At 70.3% G+C, this 22,173-nt stretch carries 22 protein-coding genes; 19 read left to right on the top strand and 3 right to left on the bottom strand.

The genetic code is table 11. The features are described 5' to 3' along the window. The 13 genes from AC07PF_RS18690 (at window position 1) to AC07PF_RS18630 (ending at window position 10,376) form a co-directional block, all read left to right on the top strand. Window positions 1-615, top strand: a complete 615-nt coding sequence (locus tag AC07PF_RS18690; protein ID WP_494612835.1) for a LysE family translocator — start codon at window positions 1-3, stop codon at window positions 613-615. Beyond that, complete coding sequence (locus AC07PF_RS18685; protein WP_494612834.1) at window positions 612-1,526, top strand: DMT family transporter; 915 nt, start codon at window positions 612-614, stop codon at window positions 1,524-1,526. The genes AC07PF_RS18690 and AC07PF_RS18685 overlap by 4 nt, the downstream gene beginning before the upstream one ends. A gap of 34 nt (window positions 1,527-1,560) precedes the next feature. Further along, complete coding sequence (locus AC07PF_RS18680) at window positions 1,561-1,890, top strand: DHCW motif cupin fold protein (protein WP_007852187.1); 330 nt, start codon at window positions 1,561-1,563, stop codon at window positions 1,888-1,890. Window positions 1,891-1,910: 20 nt separating this feature from the next. Beyond that, entirely contained in the window at window positions 1,911-2,234 is a 324-nt protein-coding gene (locus AC07PF_RS18675; protein ID WP_007852182.1) for a cupin domain-containing protein, read from the top strand. Beyond that, a complete protein-coding gene (locus tag AC07PF_RS18670) occupies window positions 2,231-3,445 on the top strand; it encodes an aminotransferase-like domain-containing protein (RefSeq protein ID WP_494612833.1) in 1,215 nt (404 codons plus the stop codon). The genes AC07PF_RS18675 and AC07PF_RS18670 overlap by 4 nt, the downstream gene beginning before the upstream one ends. A gap of 5 nt (window positions 3,446-3,450) precedes the next feature. Continuing rightward, window positions 3,451-4,077: a glutathione S-transferase family protein gene (locus tag AC07PF_RS18665; protein WP_007852178.1), complete on the top strand. Its 627-nt coding sequence runs from the start codon at window positions 3,451-3,453 to the stop codon at window positions 4,075-4,077. Window positions 4,078-4,105: 28 nt separating this feature from the next. Beyond that, a complete protein-coding gene (locus AC07PF_RS18660) occupies window positions 4,106-4,966 on the top strand; it encodes a PhzF family phenazine biosynthesis protein (RefSeq protein WP_494612832.1) in 861 nt (286 codons plus the stop codon). Between the two features lie 139 nt (window positions 4,967-5,105). Further along, the gene (locus tag AC07PF_RS18655; RefSeq protein WP_145697175.1) at window positions 5,106-5,984 is read left to right on the top strand and encodes a PhzF family phenazine biosynthesis protein; all 879 of its coding nucleotides are present in this window, start codon (window positions 5,106-5,108) and stop codon (window positions 5,982-5,984) included. Then, complete coding sequence (locus AC07PF_RS18650) at window positions 5,981-6,706, top strand: VOC family protein (protein ID WP_494612831.1); 726 nt, start codon at window positions 5,981-5,983, stop codon at window positions 6,704-6,706. Before AC07PF_RS18655 ends, AC07PF_RS18650 begins: the two co-directional genes overlap by 4 nt. Window positions 6,707-6,712: 6 nt before the next feature. Beyond that, on the top strand, window positions 6,713-7,351 hold the full coding sequence (locus tag AC07PF_RS18645; RefSeq protein WP_494612830.1) for a LysE family translocator: 639 nt from the start codon (window positions 6,713-6,715) through the stop codon (window positions 7,349-7,351). Then, window positions 7,348-8,334, top strand: a complete 987-nt coding sequence (locus tag AC07PF_RS18640; RefSeq protein WP_494612829.1) for a threonine dehydratase — start codon at window positions 7,348-7,350, stop codon at window positions 8,332-8,334. Before AC07PF_RS18645 ends, AC07PF_RS18640 begins: the two co-directional genes overlap by 4 nt. Window positions 8,335-8,430: 96 nt before the next feature. Further along, the gene (locus AC07PF_RS18635; protein WP_494612828.1) at window positions 8,431-9,102 is read left to right on the top strand and encodes a histidine phosphatase family protein; all 672 of its coding nucleotides are present in this window, start codon (window positions 8,431-8,433) and stop codon (window positions 9,100-9,102) included. 71 nt (window positions 9,103-9,173) lie between these two features. Beyond that, window positions 9,174-10,376, top strand: a complete 1,203-nt coding sequence (locus AC07PF_RS18630; protein WP_494612827.1) for an aspartyl protease family protein — start codon at window positions 9,174-9,176, stop codon at window positions 10,374-10,376. 1 nt (window position 10,377) lies between these two features. On the opposite strand, the gene AC07PF_RS18625 is transcribed toward AC07PF_RS18630, so the two are convergent. Next, window positions 10,378-11,256 (bottom strand): creatininase family protein, encoded by an 879-nt coding sequence (locus tag AC07PF_RS18625; protein WP_494612826.1) that lies wholly within the window; start codon window positions 11,254-11,256, stop codon window positions 10,378-10,380. 19 nt (window positions 11,257-11,275) lie between these two features. Further along, window positions 11,276-11,788: a DUF1569 domain-containing protein gene (locus tag AC07PF_RS18620; protein WP_007852154.1), complete on the bottom strand. Its 513-nt coding sequence runs from the start codon at window positions 11,786-11,788 to the stop codon at window positions 11,276-11,278. Between the two features lie 57 nt (window positions 11,789-11,845). On the opposite strand from AC07PF_RS18620, the gene AC07PF_RS18615 reads away from it, so the two are divergent. The 6 genes from AC07PF_RS18615 to AC07PF_RS18590 all read left to right on the top strand — a co-directional run bounded on the left by AC07PF_RS18615 (window position 11,846) and on the right by AC07PF_RS18590 (window position 21,240). Beyond that, on the top strand, window positions 11,846-12,598 hold the full coding sequence (locus tag AC07PF_RS18615; RefSeq protein WP_007852153.1) for an alanyl-tRNA editing protein: 753 nt from the start codon (window positions 11,846-11,848) through the stop codon (window positions 12,596-12,598). Between the two features lie 148 nt (window positions 12,599-12,746). Next, window positions 12,747-16,451: a DUF748 domain-containing protein gene (locus AC07PF_RS18610; RefSeq protein WP_494612825.1), complete on the top strand. Its 3,705-nt coding sequence runs from the start codon at window positions 12,747-12,749 to the stop codon at window positions 16,449-16,451. A 57-nt stretch (window positions 16,452-16,508) separates the two neighbouring features. Then, window positions 16,509-18,701 (top strand): protein-disulfide reductase DsbD family protein, encoded by a 2,193-nt coding sequence (locus AC07PF_RS18605; protein WP_494612824.1) that lies wholly within the window; start codon window positions 16,509-16,511, stop codon window positions 18,699-18,701. 91 nt (window positions 18,702-18,792) lie between these two features. Beyond that, window positions 18,793-19,410, top strand: a complete 618-nt coding sequence (locus tag AC07PF_RS18600; protein WP_494612823.1) for a thioredoxin family protein — start codon at window positions 18,793-18,795, stop codon at window positions 19,408-19,410. 24 nt (window positions 19,411-19,434) lie between these two features. Continuing rightward, window positions 19,435-19,911: a CoA-binding protein gene (locus tag AC07PF_RS18595; protein ID WP_007852139.1), complete on the top strand. Its 477-nt coding sequence runs from the start codon at window positions 19,435-19,437 to the stop codon at window positions 19,909-19,911. A 30-nt stretch (window positions 19,912-19,941) separates the two neighbouring features. Next, window positions 19,942-21,240, top strand: coding sequence for an O-acetylhomoserine aminocarboxypropyltransferase/cysteine synthase family protein (locus tag AC07PF_RS18590; protein WP_494612822.1), 1,299 nt, complete (start codon window positions 19,942-19,944; stop codon window positions 21,238-21,240). Here AC07PF_RS18590 and AC07PF_RS18585 read toward each other — a convergent pair. Beyond that, window positions 21,237-22,049 (bottom strand): IclR family transcriptional regulator, encoded by an 813-nt coding sequence (locus tag AC07PF_RS18585; protein ID WP_007852136.1) that lies wholly within the window; start codon window positions 22,047-22,049, stop codon window positions 21,237-21,239. The genes AC07PF_RS18590 and AC07PF_RS18585 overlap by 4 nt on opposite strands. Between the last annotated feature and the right edge of the window lie 124 nt (window positions 22,050-22,173).

The following is a 22,173-nucleotide window of genomic DNA, read 5'->3' as shown; positions in this document are numbered from 1 at the left end:
ATGACCGCCGCCGAACTCACTGCCCTGCTGGTCTTCTGCACCGCGATGAGCTTTTCGCCGGGGCCCAACACCACCCTGTCCACTGCGCTCGCGGCCAACCTGGGGCTGCGCCGGGCGCTCAACTTCTGCCTGGCCGTGCCCACCGGATGGACGCTGCTGATGCTGGTCAGCGGGCTGGGCCTGGGCGCCCTGATCACCGGCGTGCCAGCCCTGCGCATGGCTGTGACCCTGCTGGGCGTGGCCTACATGCTGTGGCTGGCCTGGAAGCTCAGCCGCGCCGGCCAGCTCTCCGACGTGGACAGCTCGCGCCTGTCGGTGACCTTCTGGCAGGGCGTGGGCCTGCAGTTCGTGAACATCAAGGCCTGGATGCTGGCGCTCACGCTCAGCGCGGGCTGGGTGGTGAATGCGGCGGGCCAGCCCTCGGCCAACCCGGGTGAACGCCTGGCCATCATCTGCGTGGTGATGATGGTGTTCGCCTTCACGAGCAACTTCGTCTATGCCCTGATGGGCTCCCTGCTGCGCCAGTGGCTGGCACAGGGCCGCCGCCTGCTGTGGTTCAACCGCGCCCTGGCCCTGGTGCTGGTGGTGACGGCCGCCTGGATGGTGACGCTATGAACCGCAGCCAGGAACGCGAAGCCCTGCTCTGGGGCCTGGTGGGCGTCACGCTGTTTGCCGCCACGCTGCCGATGACGCGCCTGGCGGTCGGCTCCACCGATGCACCGCAACTGTCCCCCTGGTTCGTCACCTTCGGGCGGGCCGCCGTGGCCGGGCTGCTGTCGCTGGCCTACCTGGGCTGGCAGCACGCCCAGGGGCGTCTGCGGGTCCCCGTGCGGTCGCAGTGGCCCGTGCTGGGTGTCACGGCCTTCGGCGTCATCGTCGGCTTTCCGCTGTTCCTGGCGCTGGCGCTGCGCCATGTGCCCAGCACGCACGGGGCCGTGGTCACCGCGCTGCTGCCCCTGTCCACGGCGGTGCTCGGTGCCCTGTGGTACCGGCAGCGCCCCTCGGCCGGGTTCTGGGCCTGCGCCGTGCTGGGCAGCGGCCTGGTGCTGGCCTTCATGGCCTGGCGCGCAGGCGGCTTCTACCTGGGCGCGGCCAACATCTACCTGATCATCTCCATGACCACGGGCGCCCTGGGCTACATCGGCGGTGCGCGGCTCACGCCCAGCCTGGGCGCCGAACAGGTGATCTGCTGGGTGCTGGCCTGTGCCCTGCCACTGACCTTGCCCGTGACCTGGTGGTTCGCACCGGCCGAGCCTTCGTCCATCGGCAGCATGAGCTGGCTGGGCTTTGCCTATGTGGCCCTGTTCTCGATGTGGATCGGCTTCTTCGCCTGGTACCGTGCGCTGGCGCTGGTCGCCGTGCGGGTCAGCCAGATCCAGCTGATCCAGCCCTTCCTGAGCCTGCTGTTCGCCGTGCCGCTGGTGGGCGAACGCCTGGACCTGGCCACGGCCGGGTTCGCGCTGGCCGTGATCGCCACGGTGTTCGTGGGCAAGAAAATGCCCGTCCACCAGGCCGCCACCGCATGACGAACCCGTTGCACACCTGAAAGGCTGACCCGCCATGCAGATGAACAATATTCCCTTCGCCGCCACCGACTGGAGCACGGTCGAGCGCGTGCAAAAGAGCGCCCAGGCCGGCCAGGCCTTCTGGCAGACGCTGCAGTACGGTGAGCTGCGCGTGCGCAAGGTGGAGTACACCCCGGGCTATGTGTCGGACCACTGGTGCCGCAAGGGCCACGTGCTGCTGTGCCTGGCGGGCGAGCTGCACACGGAACTCGAAGATGGCCGGCAGTTCACCCTCACGCCGGGCATGAGCTACCAGGTGGCGGACAATGCCGAAGCGCACCGTTCGACCGCGCCCAAGGGCGCCACGCTGTTCATCGTGGACTGAACGGCAAGGGCTCTTGTGCTATGAAATACTCGGTGGAACAAGGCCTCGCGCGGCTTCCCGGCCCGGCGGGAGAGCGTTTTGCCGAACTGATCGCGCATGGCAGCATGCGCACGGAACTGTATGCACCGCGCGGGCACGACCCGCAGCAACCGCACGCACAGGATGAGCTGTACTTCATCCACAGCGGGCGGGGACAATTCGTCCAGGGCGAAGAGCGGCACCGCTTTGCACCTGGCGATGCGTTTTTCGTACCGGCGGGCCAACCCCACCGCTTTGAAGAATTTACCGACGACTTTGCAACATGGGTGGTCTTTTGGGGACCATCCGGAGGAGAACGAGAGTGAAACTGAACGACCTGCCCCTCACCAGCAACCCCTGGACGCTGGCACGCCGCGCCGAGCGCATGAACCCCTCGGTGATCCGCGAAATCCTCAAGGTCACCGAGAAGCCCGGCATCATCAGCCTGGCCGGCGGCCTGCCCTCGCCCAAGACCTTCCCGGTCGAGGCCTTTGCCGCCGCCTCGGCCGCCGTGCTGGCCAACGACGGCCCCTCGGCCCTGCAGTACGCGGCCAGCGAAGGCTTCGGCCCGCTGCGCGAGGCCATCGCCGCCTTCCTGCCCTGGGAAGTGGACCCGGAGCAAGTGCTGATCACCACCGGTTCGCAGCAGGGGCTGGACCTGATCGCCAAGGTGCTGATCGACACCGACAGCCGCGTGCTGGTGGAAACGCCGACCTACCTGGGTGCCATCCAGGCCTTCACGCCCATGGAACCCAAGGTGGTGGCGGTGGCCAGCGATGACCAGGGCGTGCTCATCGACGACCTGGTGGCCAAGGTCGGCACGGGTGCCGACAAGGCACGCTTCCTGTACGTGCTGCCCAATTTCCAGAACCCCACGGGCCGCACCATGAGCGATGCGCGCCGTGCCGAGCTGGTGGCCAAGGCCGCCGAGCTGAACCTGCCGCTGGTGGAGGACAACCCCTACGGCGACCTGTGGTTCGACAGCCCACCACCCGCCCCGCTGACCGCGCGCAACCCCGAGGGCTGCATCTACATGGGCTCGTTCTCCAAGGTGCTGGCCCCGGGCCTGCGCCTGGGCTTCCTGGTGGCGCCCAAGTCGGTCTACCCCAAGTTGCTGCAGGCCAAGCAGGCGGCCGACCTGCACACCCCCGGCTACAACCAGCGCATGGTGGCCGAGGTCATGAAGGGCGGCTTCCTGGACCGGCACGTGCCCACCATCCGCGCGCTGTACAAGCAGCAGCGCGATGCGATGCTGACCGCGCTGGACAAGGAGATGCAGGGCCTGTCCGTCGAGTGGAACAAGCCGGACGGCGGCATGTTCCTGTGGGTGCGCCTGCCCGAGGGCATGAGCGCCATCGAACTGCTGCCCAAGGCCGTGGAGCGCAACGTGGCCTTCGTGCCCGGTGCGGCCTTCTATGCCGACGATGCCGACCACCGCACGCTGCGCCTGTCGTTCGTGACCTCCTCGGCCGAGCAGATCGCCACCGGCATCGCCGCGCTGGCCGCTGCCATCCGCGACCACCAGGTCAAGGGCTGAGCGGCATGCTGCGCCTGTGGGGACGGCTGTCGTCGATCAACGTGCGCAAGGTCGTGTGGGCCGCGCAGGAGCTTGGCATCAGCCTGCAGCGCACCGATGCCGGCGGGCAGTTCGGCATCGTGCGCGAGGCCCGCTACCTTGCCATGAACCCCAACGGCCTGGTGCCGCTGGTCGAGGACGAAGACACGGGCCTGGTGCTGTGGGAGTCGAACCCCATCGTGCGCTACCTGTGTGCCCGCCATGCGCCGGGCGACCTCTACCCCGAGGAGCTGCCCGAGCGCTTTGCGGCCGAGCAGTGGATGGACTGGCAGCAGACCACGCTGAACCCGGCGGGGCGTGATGCCTTCATCCAGTGGGTGCGCACACCGGCCGCGCAGCGCAACGAGTCGCTGATCGCCGCCTCGGTGGCCGCCACCGAGCCGCTGCTGGACCTGCTGGACACGCACCTGGCGCACCAGCCCTTCATGGTGGGAGAGCGCTTCACCATGGCCGACATCCCGGTGGGCTGCGAGATCCACCGCTGGTGGGGCCTGCCCCAGGAGAGGGCCGCCCGGCCGAACCTGGACCGCTGGTACCAGGCGGTGAGCTCGCGCTCGGGCGCACGCGGCGTGCTCGACCAGGCGTTATCCTGACAGGACCATCCGCCCGCAAGACCGCACCATGCAGCCACGCCCCTTCAAGCAGATCGACGTCTTCAGCGACCACCCCGGCGATGGCAACCCCGTGGCCGTGGTGCTGGAGGCCGAAGACCTGGGCGATGCGGACATGCGCCGCTTTGCCGCGTGGATGAACCTGTCGGAAACCACCTTCCTGCTGCCGCCCACCGAGGCCGGCCGCGCGCAGGGGGCCGACTACCGCCTGCGCATCTTCAGCCCGCAGGGTGAGCTGCCGTTTGCCGGCCACCCCACGTTAGGCACCTGCCATGCCTGGCTGCAGGCCGGCCATGCGCCACGCCAGGAGGGCCTGGTGGTACAGGAATGCGCGCTGGGCCTGGTGCGCATCCGGCGCGAGGACCACACCCTGGCCTTTGCCGCGCCACCGCTCAAGCGCAGTGCGCCCAGCCCGGCCCTGGTGCCGTTGATCGCCAGCGCCCTGGGCGTGCGCCCGGCGCAGATCCTGGGCACGCAGCTGCTCGACAACGGCCCCGTGTGGCTGGGCATGCTGCTCGACAGCGCCGACACCGTGCTCGGCCTGCAGCCCGACCATGCGCGGCTCATGGACCTGGGCCAGTCGGTGGGCGTGGTGCATGTGGGCCCGCATGCCAGCGACACCAGCCGGCCCGGCGTGGTGGTGCGCGCCTTTGCAGCCCCCATGGGCAACCGCGAAGACCCGGTGACCGGCAGCCTCAACGCCAGCCTGGCCGAATGGCTCATTGCCGAAGGCCTGGCACCGCACAGTTACCAGGTCTCGCAGGGCGAGTGCCTGGGCCGCGCAGGGCGGGTGCAGATCCGCCAGGACGGCCACCAGGTGTGGGTGGGCGGACGCTCCGTCACCTGCATCGAAGGCACGGTGCTGCTGTGATGAAGCCCCGACCCGTTCCCCTTCACGCCAGCGGCTGATTGCAGCCCGGCACCACGGAAAGAGGCCCAGGCCAGCCCCCAGGCGTGGCCCGGCCAGTGACCGCTCTTTGTTCCACCATCCCCACTGACACAGGCATCCCATGAAACTGCGCCCCTTCCAGCAAGTCGACGTCTTCACCGACCAGGCCTACCGCGGCAACCCGCTGGCCGTGGTGCTCGATGGCGAGGACATCACCACCGAGGCCATGCAGGAGTTCACCAACTGGACCAACCTGTCCGAGGCCACCTTCCTGCTGCCGCCCACGCCCGAAGGCCGCGCAGCGGGGGCCGACTACCGCGTGCGCATTTTCTGCCCCGGGCGCGAGCTGCCGTTTGCCGGCCACCCCACGCTGGGCAGTTGCCATGCCTGGCTGGGGGCGGGCGGCAAGCCGCAGACGCCGGGCCGCGTGGTGCAGGAATGCGGCGTCGGCCTGGTGCCGCTGCGCCAGGACGGCGAGCGCCTGGCCTTTGCCGCGCCCGAGCGCCTGCGCAGCGGCCCGCTGGACGAGGCCGACGTGGCGCTGATCGCTCGCGGCCTGGGCGTGGACCGCGCCGACATCCTGCACCACGCCTGGTGCGACAACGGCCCCAAGTGGCGCGGCGTGATGCTGAAATCGGCCGAGCAGGTGCTGGCACTGCGGCCCGACAGCGCCATCCTCGCGGGCCTGGATATCGGCGTGGTGGGCCCGCGCGGCAAGGTCGGCGTGATCGGCGCCGACACCGCGCGCGAGGACATCGCCTTCGAGGTGCGCGCCTTCTTCCCCGGCAATGCCGGCCTGGCCGAAGACCCGGTAACCGGCAGCCTGAACGCGGCCCTGGCGCAATGGCTGATCGGCGAAGGCCTGGCACCCGCCAGCTATGTCGCCAGCCAGGGCACGGCCCTGGGCCGCGCCGGGCGGGTACACGTGCACCAGGAGGGCAGTGACATCTGGATCGGCGGCCATTCGGTGACCTGCGTGCAGGGCGAGGTGCTGCTGTGACGGCACAGACCGCTGCCTGCATCGACCACCTGGTGGTGCTGGCGCGCGACCTGGCCACGGGCGTGGAGTGGTGCGAGCGCACGCTCGGCGTCACGCCCGCCGCAGGTGGCGAGCACCCGCTGATGGGCACGCACAACCGCCTGCTCAATGTCTCCAGCCCGGCCCATCCGCGCGCCTACCTGGAGGTCATCGCGATCAATCCGCAGGGCACCAGGAGCATTCCCGAAAGCGACCGGCGCTGGTTCGACATGGACGAGGCCGCCCTGCAGCAGCAGGTGGCCGAGCACGGCCCGCAGCTCATCCACTGGGTGGCCTCGGTGCCCGACGTGGCGGCCAGCCTGGCTGCACTCGCTGCCCTGGGCGTGGACCGGGGCCGGGCCATCACGGCCAGCCGCCCCACGCCCCAGGGCCTGCTGCAGTGGCAGATCACCGTGCGCCCCGACGGCCAGCGGCTGTGGGACGGCTGCCTGCCCACGCTGATCGAATGGGGCGCAGTGCACCCCTGCGACCACCTGCCCGAAAGCGGCGTGCAGCTGCAATCCCTGCAACTGCAGCACCCCGATGCGCGCGCCCTGCGCGCGGCCTGCGATGCCGCGGGCCTGCGCGACCTGGCCTCGCCCACGGAAGGCCCTGCGCCCCAACTCCATGCGCAGTTGCTCACCCCGCGCGGCGCGCTGGCCTTGCAATCCCGCCCACCCTCGTCCACCAAGCCAACGGAGTAAGCCGCCATGCTCGCACCCCAGGAACTGATGCTCTTTGCGCTCGCCGCGCTGCTGCTCGTGCTCACGCCCGGGCCCAACATGGTCTACTGCGTCTCGCGCAGCCTCACCCAGGGCCCGCGCGCCGGCCTGCTCTCGCTGGCCGGTGTGCTGGCGGGTTTTGGCGTGCACCTGCTGGCGGCCTCGCTCGGCCTCACGGCCCTGCTGGCGGCCGTGCCCATGGCCTTCGACGCCATCCGCATCGCGGGTGCGGCCTACCTGCTGTGGCTGGCCTGGCAGGCCGTGAAGCCGGGGGGCGCCGCGCCCTTCGAGGCGCGCGACCTGCCGCACGACACGCCGCGCAAGCTCTTCCTCATGGGTTTCATGACCAACCTGCTCAATCCCAAGGTGGCCATGTTCTACCTGTCGTTCTTTCCGCAGTTCCTGCACCCTGAACGCGGCCAGTGGCTGCTGCAGAGCCTGAGCCTGGGCGCCGTGCAGATCAGCATCAGTGGGCTGGTCAACGCCCTGCTGGTGCTGTTCGCAGCCCGCGTGGCGCTGTTCATGAACCGCAGCCAGGGCTGGATGCGCGCCCAGCGCTATGTGATGGGCACAGTGCTGGGCCTCTTGGCCGTGCGCCTGCTCACCGAACAGAGGCCTGCCGCATGAGTGCCCGGCCCTCCACCCCCCTGCCCTGGCTGCCGGGCCTGGCCGACATCGAGGCGGCGGCCGAGGTCGTGTACCGCGACTTCGCGCCCACGCCGCAGTACCGCTGGGGCCTGCTCAGCGAGCGCCTGGGCACCGACTGCTGGCTCAAGCACGAGAACCACACGCCCGTGGGTGCCTTCAAGATCCGTGGCGGGCTGACCTATTTCGACCAGCTCGCAACGCGCGGTGCCCTGCCGCGCGAGGTGGTCAGCGCCACGCGCGGCAACCATGGCCAAAGCATGGGCTGGGCCGCGCGGCGCCACGGCGTGGCTTGCACCATCGTCGTGCCCCGGGGCAACTCGGTGGAGAAGAACGCCGCCATGCGCGCCCTGGGCGTCACGCTGATCGAGCATGGCAGCGACTTCCAGGAGGCGCGCGAGCATGCCATGCAACTGGCCGCCGAGCGCGGCGCGCACATGGTGCCAAGCTTCCATGCCGACCTGCTGCGCGGCGTGAGCACCTACTGGTGGGAATTCCTGCGCGCGGTGCCCCAGCTCGATGTGGCCTACGTGCCCATTGGCCAGGGTTCGGGCGCATGTTCGGCCATTGCGGCCAAGCTGGCGCTTGGCCATGGCGTGCGCATCGTCGGTGTGGTGAGCAGCCATGCCACCACCTATGCCGATTCGCTGGCCGCGGGCCGCGTGGTCGAGGCGCCCGTGACCACCGAGCTGGCCGACGGCATGGCCTGCCGCGTGGCCGATGCCGAGGCGCTGGCCATCCTGGCGCCGCACATCGACCACATCGTGCAGGTCAGCGATGCCCAGGTGGCCGCCGCCATGCACGCGATCTACACCGACACGCACAACGTGGCCGAGGGCGCGGGTGCCGCCGCCCTGGCCGCGGCGCTGCAGGAGCGCGAGAGCCTGCGCGGCCTGGCGGTGGGGCTGGCGCTCACGGGCGGCAATGTCGACGCGCCGGTGTTCAGCCGCGTGCTGGCGGGCTGAGCCGCACCACGGCACTGTCTCCAAGGCTACTGGCGCCACGGCTCCGGTCGCTTGGGAGACAAACGGCCAGGCCGGTGCCTGCCCACAATCCGGCGCATGGGAACCCTTTACCTCGTGCGCCACGGCCAGGCCTCGTTTGGCGCAGACGACTATGACCAGCTGAGCGCGCGCGGGCGCGAGCAGGCGGTGCGCCTGGGCGAGCACTGGCGCGAGCGCGGCCAGGTCTTCGATGCCGTGATCACCGGCACGCTGCGCCGCCACACGCAGACGCTCGAAGGCATTGCCGAAGGCCTGCAGACCACCCCCGAGGTGCTGCAGATGCCCGGCCTCAATGAATACGACAGCCATGCGCTGATCACCGCCATCCACCCCCAGCCCCTGCCCAAGCCCGATACACCCGAGCTCTACCGCCACCATTTCCGCCTGCTGTGCGACGCGCTCGCGCAGTGGATGGCGGGCGTCATCAGCCCGCAGGGCATGCCCAGCTGGAACGAGTTCAGCGCCGGCGTGCGGGCCGCGCTCGACCACGTGCGCCAGCACCATGTGGGCCACAACGTGCTGCTGGTGAGCAGCGGCGGCCCGATCTCGACCGCCGTGGGCCAGGTGCTGGGCACCGCGCCCGAGGTGACGATTGCGCTCAACATGCGCATCCGCAACAGCGCGGTGACGGAGTTCAGCATTGCCCCCAAGCGCCTGATGCTGCAGACCTTCAACACCTTGCCGCACCTGCAGGCGCTGGAGCATGCGGACTGGCTGACGCACGCCTGAAACTAAAATTTATTGCAAAACAATAAATTTTTACTGTTTAATAGCAACTCCATCGCTTTGCGGGAGTTGCCATGCGCCGCCGACATTTCGTGGGCCAAGGCCTGCTGACCTCTGTGCCCCTGCTTGCCGCCTGTGGCGGGTCGATGGGGCGCGGCCCCGAGGGCGAGGCCCTGGCCAGCGGATCCGCCACCCTGCCGGTGCAGCGCGATGTCACCCATGTGTCGGTGGCGGCGCGGGTCAACGGCCGGCCGCTGCGCCTGCTGCTCGACACGGGGGCAGACCACAACGTGCTCGCGCCGCGCACGGCCGAGATGCTCGGCCTGCCCCTGTCCGAGGAGCGGGTGCCCAGCTCCGGCGCACAGGCCTCGGACCAGCCCGTGCCCTGGACCCGGGTGGAGGAGATCGCCCTGGGCGACAGCGCGCGCCTGCGGCACAGCATCGCCTTCGTCGTGCCGCTGCCGGCCGAATTCGCGTACGACGGCATCCTGGGCGCCACGCTCTGGCGCGCCTTCACCACGCGCCTGGACTACGCACGCGGCGAGATCGTGCTGGACCTGCCGGGCCGCATGCCGGCGCCACCCGGTGCCGTGCGGCTGCCCCTGCAGGTGCTGCCGGGCGGCAAGATGCTGGTGCAGGCCAGCGCCGCCGGGCATGCGGGCTGGTTCTCGCTGGACACGGGCGACAGCGGGGCGGTCACGCTGTTCCGGCCCACCGTGGAACGCCTGGGCCTGCGCGCCACGCTGCAACCTGCGGTGCGCATGCCGACCGGCGTGAGCGTGGGCGGCATCACCTGGGCCGACGTGGCGCGGCTGCCGCAGTTCGGCCTCGGCCCCTGGTTGCTGCCGCAGGTGCCGGTGCACCTGGCGCTGGCCACCGATGGCCTGTTCGGCAGCGATGCCTGGATGGGCAACCTCGGCGGCGAGCTGTGGCGGCGTTTTGCCATCACCATCGATGTGGCTGGCGGCGCGCTGTACCTGGAGGCGCAGGCCGCCCTCTCCGAACCCTTTGCCGGGCCGCGCAGCGGACTGCTGGCGCGCTGGAATGGCGCGCACTTCGAGGTGCAGCACGTGCTGGCCGGCAGCCCCGCGGACCAGGCCGGCCTGCGGCCGGGCGACGCGCTGCTGGCAGTGCAGGGGCATGGGCTGGGCGCCGGTGATGCCGGCTGGCTGCGCGAACGGCTGGCCGCGCCGCCTGGCACTGCGCTGTCCCTGCGGCTGCGTGGCACAGAGGGCGCCGAACGCCAGGCCACGCTAATACTGCGGGACCTGGTCTGACTCAGGGCGGGCCGGCGCCGTCCGGCTGGTCGCGCAGGGTGCTCAGCGGCAGCGCCACCATCTCCTGCAGCAGGGCCACGAGCTGCGTGGCGGCGGCATCGACCACCTGCCGGCCCTTGTCGGCCGTGGCGGCAGCGGCATTGCCCACGGCGCCGGCCGGATGGTAGTCCTGCATCTGCCAACCGAGCTTGGCGCTCTTGCCGTTGCCCAGGAGGGCGTACTGCTCCGAGCGGTCCTGCGAGGTGGAGCGGAAATCCTGCGCATGCGCCATGTGCACGGTACCGGGCGCCAGGTGCAGCATCATCGAGGTCTCGATCTCGCCCGCATGGATGCCGAAGCGGTGCTCCTGTGCACTGAACTGGCCGGCCACGGCATCGGGCAGCGGCAGGCTGAACCAGCTGGCGCTGTAGACCAGGAGGTCGCAGCGCGTGCGCAGCTCGCGCGCCACGATGTCCATCACGCTGACCTGGCCGCCATGGCCGTTGAACAGCAAGAGCTTCTTCACGCCGGCGCGCGCCACGCACTCGCCCAGCTCGGTCCACAGCGCGATGATGGTGGCCGGCGAGAGCGTGAGCGTGCCGGGGTAGCGGATGTGCTCGGGGCTCAGGCCCACGTTCTGCGGCGGCAAAAAGAGCACCGGCAGATCCGCCGGCAGCAGCGGCAGCGCGGCATCGATCACGCCCTGCAGCAGCGTGGCATCGACCGACAGCGGCAGGTGCGGCCCGTGCTGCTCGATGGCCGCCACCGGCAGCACGGCCACGGTCTGCGCCGCCAGGCCCGAGGCCTTGCGCTGCGCGAAATCGCGCGTGCCGAGATCGGCCCACCAGCGCGGGGGCGTGGCGGCGGGTGGGGAAGAGGGAGGCACCGGTGGCTGCGTCATGCCCGCCATGGTAGCGGTGTCAGCCCAGAACGATCTCGTCCTGGTGGTTCGCGATGTGGAAGGTGTGGGCACGCGCAAAGTCGGCCTTGTCCAGCGCGCCGTAGGCGAAATGCGGGCGCAGCGCCCCGGCGTGGGCGTTGAACCGCGCGATGGCAGCGCGCAAACGCTGGGCCGCCGGCTTCCAGTCGCCCGACATGGTGAGCGCCGGCGCCGCGGGGATGGGCTCGGCCAGGCCATGCGACATGCGCCCGCGCCAGCCGAAGAAGCCGAATGCTGCAGCCCCCAGGGTGCGCTGGAACAGGGCGCTGTTTTCCTTGGGGAAGCCGTCCATGCTCATCTCGATGCTCTGCGACAGGTGCTCGAGCACGGCCACCAGCGGCCAGGCGCCCGTGGTGCGGGCCTGGGGTGTGGCCTCCAGCTTGTCCAGCCAGCGCAGCGCGCCGGACAGGTCGGCGACCTTGGGCTCATCGGCCCAGCCGAGGGCGGGGACCAGGACCAAAGGGGCGGCGATCAGGGCGGTGCGGCGTTTCATGGTGCACCGATGGTAGCGCCCCCTGCAGCCGCACGGCGCTGCCGCTACCATGCGGGGATGACCCACGATCTGTTCCGAGAAGACGGCTACCTGCGCGAATGCAGCGCCCGCATCACCGCGATCACCGAGGCCGGCATCGTGCTCGACCGCACGGTGTTCTACCCGCTGGGCGGCGGCCAGGCCGGCGACGCCGGCAACCTGCTGCTGGCCGATGGCACAGCCATCACCATTGCCGACACGCGCAAGGGCAAGGACGCCGACGGCCAACCCACCGCCGACATCGTGCACGTGCCGGACCCGGGCCAGGAAGCGCAGCTGGCCGCGCTCGCCACCGGCACGCCCGTCACCGCGCGCATCGACTGGGAGCGCCGCCACCGCCTGATGCGCCTGCACACCACCACCCACCTGCTGTGCCACCTGGTACCGCAACTGGTCAATGGCTGCTCCATCACGCCCGAGTACGCGCGCCTGGATTTCTCCATGACCGACCCGCTCGACAAGGATGCGCTGACGGCCGGCATCGCCGCGCTGGTCGCAGCCGCCCACCCGCTCACCGTGGCCTCGATCAGCGACGAGGAGCTTGACGCCAACCCGGCCCTGGTCAAGAGCATGAGCGTGCAGCCGCCGCGCGGTTCGGGGCGCATCCGCACCATCCGCATCGGCGGCGAAGGCGATGCCCCGCTGATCGACCTGCAGCCCTGCGGCGGAACGCACGTGGCCAATACGGCGGAGATCGGCGCCATCGTGGTGACCAAGATCGAGAAGAAAAGCGCCACCACGCGGCGCGTGGTGCTGGGCTTTGCTGCCTGAGGCCAGGGCCCTCACCGCTGGGTCAATCGTCAAAAAACATCAACCCAACCCCTGGATACACTGCGCCACGCTGCGCGGTGGTACCTTGGGCGGCCTGCCGCCCGTTCGCGGCACCGCCACTTGACCGCCTGCCGTTTTCCGCTGCCCCATGTCCTTTCCCAAGCGCCTTTCCCTGACCCGCCCTTCCCTGGCTGCCCTGCGCCAGCACCGCTGGGCCCGCCGCGCGGCCGTTGCGCTGGCGGCCTTGCTGGCCCTGTGGCTGCTGACCTGGCTGGCCGTGCCGCCCCTGCTCAAGGGCCCGCTGCAGCGCGCGGCCAGTGAGCAACTGGGCCGCGCGGTGACGGTGGGTGCCATCGATTTCCAGCCCTGGTCGCTGGAGCTCACGCTGCGCGACATTGCCGTGGCCGGTGCCGATGGCGGCACACCGCAGCTCACCATCGCCCGCGTGCATGTGGATGGCGAGCTGCAGTCGCTGCTGCGCCTGGCGCCCGTGGTGGACGAGTTCACCGTGGAGTCGCCCGTGCTGCACATCGCCCACCTGGGCGAGGGCCGCTACGACGTGGACGACGTCATCGCCAAGCTCACCGCCCCGCCCGCCGAACCCCAGCCGGACACTGGCCCCGCCCGCCTGGCGCTGTACAACCTGGCGCTCACCGGCGGCAGCATCGACTACGACGACCGCAGCGTGGGCAAAAAGCACAGCCTGCGCGACCTGGCGCTCAAGGTGCCGTTCATCAGCACCCTGCCCTCGCAGCGCGAGGTGAAGGTGGAGCCCCACCTGGCCTTCACGCTCAACGGCAGCCGCTTCGATTCGTCCGCCCAAGGCACGCCGTTTGCCCAGACCGGCAAGACCGATGCCGCCGTGCGCTGGGAAGGCGTGGACCTGGCCCCTTACCTGGCCTACCTGCCCGCCAGCCTGCCTGTGAAAGTGCAGGGCGCCACGCTCGATGTGAACCTGAAGGTGGCCTTCGAGCAGGCCCCGACAATGGCCGTGAAGCTCACGGGCAGCGTGCAGGCCAGCAATGTGCGCCTGACGGACCGCGCTGGCCAGGACCTGCTGGCCTATGAACGCCTGAAGATCGACCTGGCCGACGTGCGCCCGCTCGACCAGGTGGTACGGCTGTCGCAGGTGGAGCTCATCGCCCCGGTGCTCAGCGCCCGCCGCGATGCCGCAGGCCAGGTCAACCTGGCGCAGCTGGCACCGGCCACACCGCCAGCGGATGCAGTGCCAGCCAGCGCAGCCTCTCGCCCCGCATCGCCGGCCAGCGGGAAGGCCGCTGCCGCCAGGCCCTGGACCGTGGAAGTGGCCCACACGATCGTGCGCGGCGGCACGCTGCGCTGGGCTGACCAGTCCACCCGCCCCGCCGCGGCCCTGGAGGCGCGCGAATTCACGCTGGACGCCAAGGACCTGGCCCTGCCCTGGGCCCACCCTGTCACGTTCGAGGGCGGCCTGAAGCTGCAGGATGGCAGCCTGGCCTTCCAAGGCGAGGCTACGGACCAGAAGGCCCAGGTGCAGGCCAGCCTGAATGCGCTGGCCTTGCCCTTGGCCGCACCCTACCTCGCCCAGGTGCTGGAGCCCACCGTTGCGGGCCAACTCACGGGCGACATCGGCGTGCAGTGGGCTGCGGCCGACACACCGGCGGCCACCGGCATCACGCTCACGGCCGGGCCGCTGGCGCTGGAGCAACTGGCCCTGCGCCAGGGCAAGTCACAGCTGGCCAGCCTGGGCCGGCTGGAGCTCAAGGGCCTGCAACTGCCCCTGGACAAGCGCACCGCCACGCTGGAGAGCCTGGTGGTCACGCAGCCTAAAGTCACTGTGGACCGCGACGCCGATGGCCGCTGGATGTTCGAGCGTTGGATGAAGGCCCAGCCCGCGGCAGCAGACGAAAGCGCTGCCACCGCGCCTGCTGCCGCAGCCCCCTGGGTGCTGCGCGTGGCCGACTTCGCGCTGCAGGGCGGCACCGTGTCGCTGGCCGACAGGGCCCAGGCCCGCCCCGTGGCGCTGGAGCTGTTGGCCCTGGGCATCACGGCGAAGAACCTAGCGACCGACGGCAGCAAGCCCGAAGCCCTGCAGCTCTCGGCCCAGGTCGCCACCGGCAAGGGCAGCACGCCCGGCAAGCTCGACTACCAGGGCACGCTGGCGCTGCAGCCGCTGGCCATGGAGGGCAAACTCAGCGCCACGCGCCTGCCGTTGCATGCGCTGGACGGCTACCTGGCCAGCCAGCTGTCCGTCGAGCTGCTGCGCGCCGATGTGGGCTTTCGCGGCGATGTGGCCTTTGCGCAAGGCGACAAGGGCCCCAGCCTGCGCCTGTCGGGCGACGCCGTGGTCGATGACCTGAAGGCCAACAGCACCTCCGCTTCCACCCCCAAGACCGAAGCCCAGGTGGGCGAGGAACTGCTGGCCTGGAAGAGCCTGAACCTGCGCGGCCTGGCCCTGGCCACCGCCCCCGGCACGGCACCGCGGCTCGAGGTCAAGGAAACCAGCCTGGCCGACTTCTTCGCACGCATCACCATCAACGAGGCCGGCCGCATCAACCTGGGCGACATCGCCAAGACGCCGGCCGAAGCCCAGGCAGCCAACGCCGCCAGTGCGGCCAAATCGGTGCCACCCACGCCGGTGCCCGCGGCATCCACACCGTCCGCCGCCGTGGCGACAGCGCCAGTGGACCCGCTGGCACCGGTGGTGCAGTTCGGCCCGGTGAGCCTGGTCAACGGCAAGGTGCTGTTCTCGGACTTCTTCATCAAGCCCAACTACTCGGCCGACCTGTCGGAACTCACGGGCAAGCTCAGCGCCTTTTCCACGGCAGCGCCCGGGGGCGAGCCGGTGCTGGCCGACCTGGAGCTGCGCGGCAAGGCCGAGGGCACGGCCTCGCTGGAAATCACCGGCAAGCTCAACCCGCTGGCCAAGCCGCTGGCGCTGGACATCGCGGGCAAGGTGCGCGACCTGGAGCTGCCACCGCTGTCGCCCTACGCGGTGAAGTATGCGGGCCACGGCATCGAACGCGGCAAGCTCAGCGTGGACGTGGCCTACAAGGTGCTGCCCAGCGGCCAGCTCACGGCCAGCAACCGGCTGGTGCTCAACCAGCTGACCTTTGGCGAAGCCGTGGCCGGCGCGCCCAACAGCCTGCCCGTGAAGCTGGCCGTGGCCCTGCTGGCCGACCGGCAGGGCGTGATCGACCTGGACCTGCCGCTCAGCGGCTCGCTCAACGACCCCGAGTTCCGCGTCGGCCCGGTGATCTGGAAGATCATCGTCAACCTGATCGGCAAGGCCTTGACCTCGCCCTTCAGCCTGCTGGCCAGCGCGCTGGGCGGCGGCGACGAGCTGAGCAGCGTGCCGTTTGCCCCGGGCAGCGCCACGCTGAGCCCCGAGGCGCAGCAGAACCTGGCCAAGGTGGTCAAGGCGCTGACCGACCGGCCCAACCTGCGCATCACCGTGACCGGCCTGGCCAGCCTGCAGGCCGAGCGCGAAGGCATCCAGCGCGAACACCTGCAGCAGCTGGTGCTGGCCGAGAAGCGCCGCGCCAGCCCGGCCGACACGGCGCCGGTGCAGGCCGCCGAATACCCCGCCCTGCTCAAGGAGGTGTACCGCCGCGCCGACATCCCCAAGCCGCGCAACCTGGTGGGACTGGCGCGCGAGCTGACCACGGCCGAGATGGAAGCCCTGCTGCTGGCCAACCAGCCTGCCACCGAGGCCATGGCGCAGGAACTGGCCACCCAGCGGGGCCAGGCCGTGCGCAGCTACCTGCTGGCGCAGAAGCTGCCCGTGGAGCGCCTGTTCCTGGCCGCGCCGCGGGCAGGAACCCAGCCGGAAAAATGGTCTCCCCAGGCGCAGATGAGCCTGGCGACACAATAAGGGGCCACTCCATTGCGCTGGAACCAATCGCCGGTTCCAGCGCTCACACCCTGCAACATGCCCCACCGCCCGCCGTCCCTGCTCGTCAAAGCTATATTTTTCATAGCATTTCTGCTCGCCGGCGCAGGCAGCTGGGCCCAATTGCCTACCAAGGGCAGCGGCGCCGCCAGCGCCGTGGTCACCACCCCCCATGTGCGCGCCGAACTGATCGCCCACGCACCGCAGGGCATCGAGCCCGGCCAGCCGCTGTGGCTGGGCCTGCAGATCACGCACCAGCCCGAGTGGCACACCTACTGGAAGAACCCCGGCGATTCGGGCCTGCCCATCGAGATGGCCTGGACCCTGCCGGCCGGGCTGGACGCGGGCGAGATCGCCTGGCCGCTGCCCAAAAAGATCCCCATCGGCACCCTGGCCAACTACGGCTACGAGGGCACGGTGCTGCTGCCCGTGCCGGTCACCGTGGCCAGCACCTTCGCGCCCAAGGCCCTGTCGAACGATGCCACGGTGCGCCTGCACGCCACCTGGCTGGTGTGCCGCAAGGAATGCATTCCTGAAGAGGGCGACTTCACCCTGACCATCCCCGCGCGCAGCACGACGGCCATGCACGGCGCGGCCTTCGATGCGGCCCTGGCGGCCCAGCCCCGGCCCGTGGCGGGCCAGGACAGCCAGGCCCGCATCGAGGGCGGTACCCTGCAGCTGAGCGTGCAGGGCCTGCCCGAGGCGCTGCGCGGCAAGACGCTGGAGCTGTTCCCCGAGACGCCCGAGGTCATCGAGAACGCCGCCGCCTGGACCCAGGCCTGGAAGGGCGCCGTGTGGACCGCCGAGGTCCCGCTCTCGGCCCAGCGCAGCAACAGCCCCGACCCCATGCCCGTGGTGCTGGCCGCCGATGGCCAGGGCTACCGCGCCGAGCTCAAGGTGCTGGGCGCCTGGCCCGCGGTGGCTGCCGCGGCCGCGGTATCGCCCGCGCTGGAGGCGGCGCTCAAGGCCAATGCGGCAGCTGCCCCGCCCGGCCCGCCAGCCACCACCCCGGCACCCGCCGCCACACTGGCGGCAGCCCTGCTCGGCGCCCTGCTGGGCGGTCTGCTCCTGAACCTCATGCCCTGCGTGTTCCCGGTGCTGGCCATCAAGGTCGTGGGCTTTGCCCAGCATGGCCAGGACCGGCGCGCCCACCGGCTCAGCGGCATTGCCTACACCGCGGGCGTGGTGCTGTCCTTCCTGGCGCTCGGCGCTCTGATGCTGGGCCTGCGCGCCGCGGGCGAAGCCATCGGCTGGGGCTTCCAGCTGCAGTCGCCGGCCGTGGTGGCGGGCCTGGCGGCCTTGTTCACGCTGATCGCGCTGAACCTGGCGGGGGTGTTCGAGTTCGGGCATTTCCTGCCCTCCTCGGTGGCCAGCCTGCAGGCGCGCCACCCGGTGGCCGACTCCTTCCTCACCGGCGTGCTCGCCGTGGCCGTGGCCTCGCCCTGCACCGCCCCGTTCATGGGCGCCTCGCTGGGCCTCACGGCCACGCTGCCGGGACCGCAGGCGCTGGCCGTGTTCGCGGCGCTGGGCCTGGGCCTGGCCCTACCCTACCTGGCGGCCGCCTTCGTGCCTGCGGTGGCGCGCGCCCTGCCGCGCCCCGGCGCGTGGATGGACACGCTGCGCAAGTTCATGGCCTTCCCCATGCTGGCCACCGTGGTCTGGCTGGTCTGGGTGCTGGGCCAGCAAAGCGGCATCGACGGCGCGGGCGCGCTGCTGATCCTGCTGGTAGCCCTGGGCATGGTGGCCTGGGCGCTGTCGCTCGCGGGCACGGCGCGCCGTTTCATGGCGCCGGTCTCCGTGCTGGCGCTGGCGCTGCTGGCCTGGACCTTTGCGCCCCACATCACGAATGTGGCTGCCGCGCCCACGTCCACTGCCACGACCAGCACCACCGGTCCGCAGTGGCAGGCCTGGACCCCGGGCGCGGCCGAGCAGCTCATGGCCAGCGGCCGCCCGGTGTTCGTGGACTTCACCGCCGCCTGGTGCGTGACCTGCCAGTACAACAAGAAGACCACACTGGCCGATGCCGGCGTGCAGGCCGATTTCGCGGCCAAGAACGTGGCCCTGCTGCGCGCCGACTGGACGCGCCGCGACCCGGCCATCACCGCAGCCCTGGCCCAGCTGGGCCGCAGCGGCGTGCCGGTGTATGTGCTGCACGCCCCGGGCAAGGCACCCGTGGTGTTCTCCGAGATCCTCGGCGAAGCGGAACTGCGCGCCGCCGTGGCGGCGCTGTAAGACCAGCCGGTCGGCAGGGGCTCCGCCTGGAAATCCGGGGCCGCATCACCCATACTGCCCCACCACCGTCCCTCACCTGGAGATGCCGTCCATGTTGCTGCTTCGACGTACCCTCATCGCCCTGCCCCTGCTGCTGGCCGCCGCTGGCGCGCAGGCCGCTGCCACCGTGGGCCAGCCGGCCCCCGATATCACCCTCAAGGACACCACGGGCAAGACCGTGCGCCTGTCGGACTTCAAGGGCAAGCATGTGGTGCTCGAATGGACCAACCCCGGCTGCCCCTTCGTGCGCAAGCACTACGACAGCGGCAACATGCCCGCCACGCAGAAGGACGCGGCCGGCAAGGACGTCGTGTGGCTCGCGGTCAACTCCACCGAAAAGGCCAGCGGTGACTACCTGGAGCCCGCCAGGCTGACCAGCTGGCTCAAGGAACGCCAGTCGGCACCCACCGCCATCCTCATGGACGAGGAAGGCACGGCCGGCCGCGCCTACGGCGCGCGCACCACGCCGCACATGTACATCGTGAACCCGCAGGGCCAGCTGATCTATGCGGGCGGCATCGACAGCATTCCCTCGTCCAAGGTCGACGATATCCAGCGCGCCACCAACTATGTGAAAACCGGGCTGGCAGAGGCGCTGGCCGGCAAACCGCTCACTGCATCCACCACGCGCCCCTACGGCTGCAGCATCAAGTACAAAGACCCGGCATAGGGCACTGCGCCCTACACTGGTGGCATGAGCACCATCAGCGAACTGCGCCATATCCTCGCAAGCTGCCGCACCATCGCGGTCGTGGGCCTGTCGCCGCAATGGCACAGGCCCAGTTTCTTTGCGGCCAAGTACATGCAGGCTCATGGCTACCGCATCGTGCCGGTGAACCCCATGGCGAGCGAGATCCTGGGCGAGCGCTGCTACCCCAGCGTCACCGCCGCGGCGGCCGACCACCGCATCGACATGGTGGACTGTTTTCGCAAGAGCGAGGACATCCCGCCGCTGGCCGAAGAAGCCATTGCCATCGGCGCGAAGTGCCTGTGGCTGCAGCTCGGTGTCGTTCATGAGGCTGCGGCGGCGCGGGCCCGTGCGGCGGGCCTGGCGGTGGTGATGGACCGCTGCGTGAAGATCGAGCATGCGCGCCTGTTCGGCGGGCTCAACTGGGCGGGTGTGAACACGCGCGTGATCTCGGCCAAGCGCCCGCAGCAATTGCCCTACTGAACAAGAAGAACACCAGAGAGACATCCGCCCATGGAAAAGGACAGAGACTACGGCTTCGGCACGCGCGCCATCCATGCGGGCGCCATTCCCGACCCGGTGACCGGCGCACGCGCCACGCCCATCCACCAGACGACGAGCTTCGTCTTCGACAGCGCCGAGCACGCCAGCAGCCTGTTCAACCTGCAGACCTTCGGCAACGTCTACAGCCGCATCAGCAACCCCACGGTGGCCGTGTTCGAGGAACGCATCGCCAGCCTGGAGAACGGCCGCGCCGCCCTGGCCTGCGCCAGCGGCATGGCCGCGCAGATGGCGGCGCTGCTGGCCATCCTCAAGACGGGTGACCACATCGTGGCGGCCAGCACGCTCTACGGTGGCACGGTGGGCCAGCTCGGCGTGGGCTTTGCGCGCCTGGGGATCGAGACCACGTTCGTGGACCCGGCCGACCCGGAGAATTTCGCGCGCGCCATGCGCCCCACGACCCGCGCCGTGTACGGCGAGACCATCGGCAACCCGCTGGTCAATGTGCTCGACATCGCGGCCGTGGCCGACGTGGCGCACGCCCACGGCGTGCCCCTGGTGATCGACAACACGGTGGCCAGCCCCTACCTGTGCAACCCGCTGGCCTTTGGCGCCGACATCGTGGTGCACAGCGCCACCAAGTACATCGGCGGCCATGGCACGACCATGGGCGGCGTGGTGGTCGAGGGCGGCAAGTTCCCGTGGGACAACGGTAAGTTCCCCGAGATGGTCGAGCCCAGCCGTGCCTACCACGGCGTGAAGTTCTACGAGACCTTCGGCGACTTCGGCTACACCATGAAGGCGCGCATGGAGATCAACCGCACCTTCGGCGGCGTGCTCTCGCCCATGAACGCCTGGCAGCTGCTGCAGGGCGCCGAGACCCTGCACCTGCGCATGCGCGAGCACTGCCGCAACACGCTGGCCGTGGCCAAGTTTTTGCAGGGCCACCCCAAGGTGGCCTGGGTCAACTACCCGGGCCTGGCCGACTCGCCGTATTACGCCCTGGCGCACAAGCAGTTCCGCACCGTGGACGGCACGCCGGGCGCCTCGGGCATCCTGACCTTCGGCATCCAGGGCGGCGCCGCGGCGGGCGAGAAGTTCATCGACGCCTGCGAGTTCCTGAGCCACCTGGCCAACATCGGCGACGCCAAGACGCTGGTGATCCACCCAGCCTCGACCACGCACCGGCAGCTCAACGACGAAGAGCTGACCCGCGCCGGCGTGAGCGCCGACATGGTGCGCCTGTCGGTGGGCATCGAGGACCTGGACGACATCCTCTGGGACATCGACCAGGCGCTGTCGAAAACCTAGCGCTCGCCGCCCTGTGCGGCGCCCAGCCGCTGCGACAGGCTGCGCGCCGTCTCGCGCAGATGCCCTGCCGCGGCACTGTCCGGCCCGGTGCGCAGAGTGGCGCTCGGGCCGATCACGGCCAGGCACAGCACCAACTGGCCGAAGCCGTCGAAGACCGGCGTGGCCAGGGCGCTGATGCCGGGCAGCAACTGGTCGGTGACCTCGGCCACCTGGTGGGTGCGCACGGCGTCCAGTTCCGCGGCAAAGGCCGGGTCGTCGAGCGCCCCGGCATGGCCGTCTGCGGCCAGGGCGGCAAGGGTGCGCTCGCGCGGGCCGAAGGCCGCGAACACCTTGCCCGTGGCCGTGTGCCGAACCGATGCGGTCGTGCCATGGCGCATGGCCACGTAGACGGCGGTGGGCCCCTCTTCCACCCGGATGATGGTGGGCCCGCTGTCGCCCCAGACCGATGCCGACACGGTGTAGCCGATGCGCTGGGCCAGGGCCGGCAGCTCGGCAATCGCCAGCCGCACCGGGTCGACCTGCTGCAGGCTGATCAAGCCCAGTTGCATGGCCAGCGGCCCCAGGCCATAGTGGCCACTCACGGCGTCTTGCTCGATCAGGCCCAGCTTGCCAAAGCTCACGAGGTAGGGGTGGGCCTTGGCGGGCGTCATGTCGGCGGCACGCGCCAGGTCCTTGAGGGCCATGCGCCGGCCGGTGCGGGCCAGCACCTTGAGCAGTTGCCCGCCCACCTCCACACTCTGGATGCCGCGCGGCGCACGGGGGCTGTCTTCGTCGTCGGCAGAAGCAAGGTCACGGGAAAGGTCGTCCATGGCGCCATTGTCCACCGAGCCCGCGGCGATCCTCGCCACCCTGGGGTTTCCACTTAAACAAATGAATTAGACATTAACGAATTTATTGCCTATGATCAAAACATTCCGTTTAGGTGAATGCATT

This window comes from Acidovorax sp. GW821-FHT10A04 (genome assembly GCF_059415825.1).
Note: the sequence above shows the minus strand (reverse complement) of the source record. Positions and strands in the feature narration are given on the sequence as shown.

Bases quoted from the DNA above. Each gene is read 5' to 3' on its own strand.
- AC07PF_RS18690 (WP_494612835.1), top strand. From the start codon at position 1: ATGACCGCCGCCGAACTCACTGCCCTGCTGGTCTTCTGCACCGCGATG.
- AC07PF_RS18685 (WP_494612834.1), top strand. From the start codon at position 612: ATGAACCGCAGCCAGGAACGCGAAGCCCTGCTCTGGGGCCTGGTGGGC.
- AC07PF_RS18680 (WP_007852187.1), top strand. From the start codon at position 1,561: ATGCAGATGAACAATATTCCCTTCGCCGCCACCGACTGGAGCACGGTC.
- AC07PF_RS18675 (WP_007852182.1), top strand. From the start codon at position 1,911: ATGAAATACTCGGTGGAACAAGGCCTCGCGCGGCTTCCCGGCCCGGCG.
- AC07PF_RS18665 (WP_007852178.1), top strand. From the start codon at position 3,451: ATGCTGCGCCTGTGGGGACGGCTGTCGTCGATCAACGTGCGCAAGGTC.
- AC07PF_RS18660 (WP_494612832.1), top strand. From the start codon at position 4,106: ATGCAGCCACGCCCCTTCAAGCAGATCGACGTCTTCAGCGACCACCCC.
- AC07PF_RS18655 (WP_145697175.1), top strand. From the start codon at position 5,106: ATGAAACTGCGCCCCTTCCAGCAAGTCGACGTCTTCACCGACCAGGCC.
- AC07PF_RS18645 (WP_494612830.1), top strand. From the start codon at position 6,713: ATGCTCGCACCCCAGGAACTGATGCTCTTTGCGCTCGCCGCGCTGCTG.
- AC07PF_RS18640 (WP_494612829.1), top strand. From the start codon at position 7,348: ATGAGTGCCCGGCCCTCCACCCCCCTGCCCTGGCTGCCGGGCCTGGCC.
- AC07PF_RS18635 (WP_494612828.1), top strand. From the start codon at position 8,431: ATGGGAACCCTTTACCTCGTGCGCCACGGCCAGGCCTCGTTTGGCGCA.
- AC07PF_RS18630 (WP_494612827.1), top strand. From the start codon at position 9,174: ATGCGCCGCCGACATTTCGTGGGCCAAGGCCTGCTGACCTCTGTGCCC.
- AC07PF_RS18625 (WP_494612826.1), bottom strand. From the start codon at position 11,256: ATGACGCAGCCACCGGTGCCTCCCTCTTCCCCACCCGCCGCCACGCCC.
- AC07PF_RS18620 (WP_007852154.1), bottom strand. From the start codon at position 11,788: ATGAAACGCCGCACCGCCCTGATCGCCGCCCCTTTGGTCCTGGTCCCC.
- AC07PF_RS18615 (WP_007852153.1), top strand. From the start codon at position 11,846: ATGACCCACGATCTGTTCCGAGAAGACGGCTACCTGCGCGAATGCAGC.
- AC07PF_RS18610 (WP_494612825.1), top strand. From the start codon at position 12,747: ATGTCCTTTCCCAAGCGCCTTTCCCTGACCCGCCCTTCCCTGGCTGCC.
- AC07PF_RS18605 (WP_494612824.1), top strand. From the start codon at position 16,509: ATGCCCCACCGCCCGCCGTCCCTGCTCGTCAAAGCTATATTTTTCATA.
- AC07PF_RS18600 (WP_494612823.1), top strand. From the start codon at position 18,793: ATGTTGCTGCTTCGACGTACCCTCATCGCCCTGCCCCTGCTGCTGGCC.
- AC07PF_RS18595 (WP_007852139.1), top strand. From the start codon at position 19,435: ATGAGCACCATCAGCGAACTGCGCCATATCCTCGCAAGCTGCCGCACC.
- AC07PF_RS18590 (WP_494612822.1), top strand. From the start codon at position 19,942: ATGGAAAAGGACAGAGACTACGGCTTCGGCACGCGCGCCATCCATGCG.
- AC07PF_RS18585 (WP_007852136.1), bottom strand. From the start codon at position 22,049: ATGGACGACCTTTCCCGTGACCTTGCTTCTGCCGACGACGAAGACAGC.